Origin of the sequence: Emticicia sp., assembly GCF_049241225.1 — a bacterium.
Taxonomy (GTDB): domain Bacteria; phylum Bacteroidota; class Bacteroidia; order Cytophagales; family Spirosomataceae; genus Emticicia.
In genome coordinates this window covers 9,854-12,915 of record NZ_JBMLRC010000297.1, presented here as the reverse complement: position 1 = coordinate 12,915, position 3,062 = coordinate 9,854, and the positions used below count along the sequence as shown (strand labels likewise).

Here is a 3,062-nt window from a genome sequence, read left to right as displayed (position 1 = left end):
TTTACCGCTTGATATGCCAAACGTTCTTTCAAAAAAACATCATTCGTTTGATTATATTTTGCCAACGCATCCATCAATAAAGTATCATAATCGGGCTTTACCACTTGTTGATTTGTATCAATGGCAGCATCATCAAAATTTCCTAAATCGTTGGCCTCGACTTCTTTGGCCAGTTCGAGGTATTCAACTGCATCGTTTCTTCCTTTTTTTCTTAAAGCGTCACGCAAACCAGTAGAATATTCACCAGTTGGATACAGTTCTTCGCTCACTATTTTCTCCGAAACACCCGCATATTCGGCCCATGCTTTTACGTTTGCTTCTTGGGCAGGGTCAGTTTTTACTTCGTCTGACCAATAATTATCGCCGTAGGTAAATTGAGTAGTAAAGTTGTAAGGTCGGAATTTTGCCTCATTGGCTGCACTTTCGGGCGAGAAAAAACTCTTAAACTCATCATAGTCAAACGGCATGGGGCCGCAGGCAATCAGGAATAAAATAATGAATGATTTTGTTCGATTACTCAAACGAAGCATAGATTTCAGCGAGTTTTTCATTGCCATAAAAAGTGATATTCGGTTGGTCTAAATGATACAAAGCAAAGGTAAGTTTTTGGCTTGATATTTTTTCATGCAAGGTCTTTGAGCCTTTGATAATTTCTTCGGCACTCACTTCTTCAACCCGAATCCTATCGCCTTTTCTCAACGAAATTCCAAACGCCGAAGTATCGGCCAAAACAGTAAATTTATTATCGTTTTTTTCTAAGAATGTTTTCTGAATAAGTGCTTGATTATCAATGTTATTAATGACAGTCAAGAAAATATTATTGCGGTAGATAATCGCCCATCTAAAAATCGGCATCACCAAATCAAGTGGGAGTGGATATTTATCGAGGGTAGCCAAATATTGCGAAGCTGCATCGAGGTCATAAATCGAATTCCGAATCTGTGGTTTTTTCCAGTTCGACATATTATAAAACATCAACATTCCACGTTCTACGGGCGGAATGCCCGTTTTATGGGCAAATTTTATCTGATGCAGCCTAATGGTGGCCGAAAGGTGTTTTTCGGGGAAAAGTTTTTTGAATGCTCGGAGCAAATAGAAATATCGTTCACGGGTCGAAATCGTCCAATCGCAATCGAACTGAATTTCTTCAAAATTCTTGTTTTTTAGAACTGTTTGGAGGTGTTTATTGATAAACGAAATCGTTGTATCTAATTGTTGGTCAGTGGTTTGCTTCAAAACGTTGTTCGTAATAAAAACTGTTGGAATAATTTCTAAACCTTGCGGAATATCCTCTTCAAATCTGATTGTAGCCTTCGGAATCGCTCGTGCTTTCGTAAAATCCCAGTCCACATCAAAAGCCTTGAAATAGAGTTTTTTTATTTTGCAAGAATCAAGCGTTTGGCGTTCGACTTCGCTAAGTTTGAAAGTTGATTTCCAATAATAAATACCTCTCGAAACATTTTTGGGAGGGGTTTCTTTTTGGCAAGAAAGACAAAAAACAAATACAAAAAACAAGAAAAAACGCATGACTTGGGTTTCGGAATGAAGCGGTAAATATACAATAAATTAGTTTTTTCAATAAAAATCAAATTCTCTCGAATCTCTGCCCTAACTTTGCACCCGAAAACAATCGCCTGAAACAGGCGGTTAAAAAGCACTGAGATACATTCTCAATTATACATTTTCCATTTTACATTAGTAAAAATGTCAATATCAAACGTATTCTTTAATTTTTGGCGTAAAGCCTCAATGCCACTTTTGGTGGTGGCTCTTATGTTATGTTATTTCACAATGCCCGATAATGCCGCCATTCACCACGATGAAAAAGGCAATCCAGATGGTTTTATTGATAAGCAAAACTTCTTTTATATCACCTTCGGAGTCATCATTGCTTTCAATTTCCTCTTGAATTTACTCAAAGCACAAGTATTAAAAATTGATTTTGCGAAAGTAAATCCACTGAGTACATGGGCCAAGAACCGTGAAAAACTTAGTTCGTTGATTGAAGGCTGGTTCAATGCTTTTGTGGCAATCACCAATACATTCTTGGCGTTTGTGCTAATCGGTTTACGCCGAATCAACGGAACCGAAGGCCAAAAGCTTGATTTTGATTACAATTGGCTTTTAATTGCTGGCTTTGCCTTGTTGATTATCCTGATTTTCTTCTTGCCACTCAGATTGCTTTTCTCGAATCCAAGCGAAGATTAATTGTCTGTATTCGTCTGTGAGGACACAGACAATGGCATATGTTTTCAACCTGTCAATTGTTGAAGGAAAATGATTGAAATAGACTTAAAAGAATACAACTACGAGCTTCCCGATGAGCGAATTGCACGTTTTCCGGTAGAACCACGTGATTCGTCTAAATTGTTGTTGTATAGAGATTTACAAATTTCAGAAGATATTTTTTATAACGTAAAAAATCATCTTCCCGAAAATACTTTCTTGGTTTTTAACAATACCAAAGTTATTCCCGCTCGCTTGTTTTTTCAGAAAGCCAATGGCGTAGTTATCGAAGTTTTTTTGTTGAATCCTGTTGAGCCATCAAGTGTAGTATCGCAAGTTATGGAAACCACCGAAACTTGCACGTGGGCTTGCATGATTGGCAATAAGAAGCGTTTCAAGGAGAAAATAAACTCTGTAATTACTCCCCTCTCCATCGGGGAGGGGCAGGGGGTGGGGCTTACCGCCGAATTAGTCGATTCTGAAAAAAATTACGTAAAATTTTCGTGGAATAATGCAGAGTTGACTTTTGCCGAAATCGTTAGGTATTTCGGACAAATTCCGTTGCCGCCATATCTCAAAAGAGAAACCGAACAAAAAGACTACGATACCTATCAAACAGTCTATTCAAAAAATGATGGAGCAGTCGCTGCACCAACCGCAGGACTTCATTTTACCGAACAAGTTTTTGCCGATTTAGCCCAAAAAGGCATCAAGCACGATTTCGTCACGCTGCACGTAGGTGCGGGAACTTTCCAGCCAATAAAAGTCCAAAATGTAGTCGAACACAAAATGCACTGCGAGCAAATAGTTTTCGATAAATCGTTTATTATCAATTT

Annotated in this window: 4 protein-coding genes; 2 read left to right on the top strand and 2 right to left on the bottom strand. The window is 38.1% G+C overall.

The window, feature by feature from the left end; genetic code table 11:
• A partial coding sequence (locus ACOVO2_RS16000) for a hypothetical protein (protein ID WP_421770944.1) occupies positions 1-551 on the bottom strand: 551 nt, incomplete at its 3' end.
• Positions 514-1,527: a hypothetical protein gene (locus tag ACOVO2_RS15995; RefSeq protein WP_421770943.1), complete on the bottom strand. Its 1,014-nt coding sequence runs from the start codon at positions 1,525-1,527 to the stop codon at positions 514-516. The genes ACOVO2_RS15995 and ACOVO2_RS16000, both read right to left, overlap by 38 nt.
• Before the next feature lie 177 nt (positions 1,528-1,704).
• Here ACOVO2_RS15995 and ACOVO2_RS15990 point away from each other — a divergent pair, with 177 nt between their 5' ends.
• Complete coding sequence (locus ACOVO2_RS15990; RefSeq protein ID WP_421770942.1) at positions 1,705-2,208, top strand: hypothetical protein; 504 nt, start codon at positions 1,705-1,707, stop codon at positions 2,206-2,208.
• Between the two features lie 69 nt (positions 2,209-2,277).
• Positions 2,278-3,062: S-adenosylmethionine:tRNA ribosyltransferase-isomerase (locus ACOVO2_RS15985; RefSeq protein ID WP_421770941.1), on the top strand; the 785-nt coding region annotated here is incomplete at its 3' end.

Excerpts from the sequence above, each read along its gene's own strand:
- ACOVO2_RS15995 (WP_421770943.1), bottom strand. The coding sequence starts at position 1,527 with ATGCGTTTTTTCTTGTTTTTTGTATTTGTTTTTTGTCTTTCTTGCCAA.
- ACOVO2_RS15990 (WP_421770942.1), top strand. The coding sequence starts at position 1,705 with ATGTCAATATCAAACGTATTCTTTAATTTTTGGCGTAAAGCCTCAATG.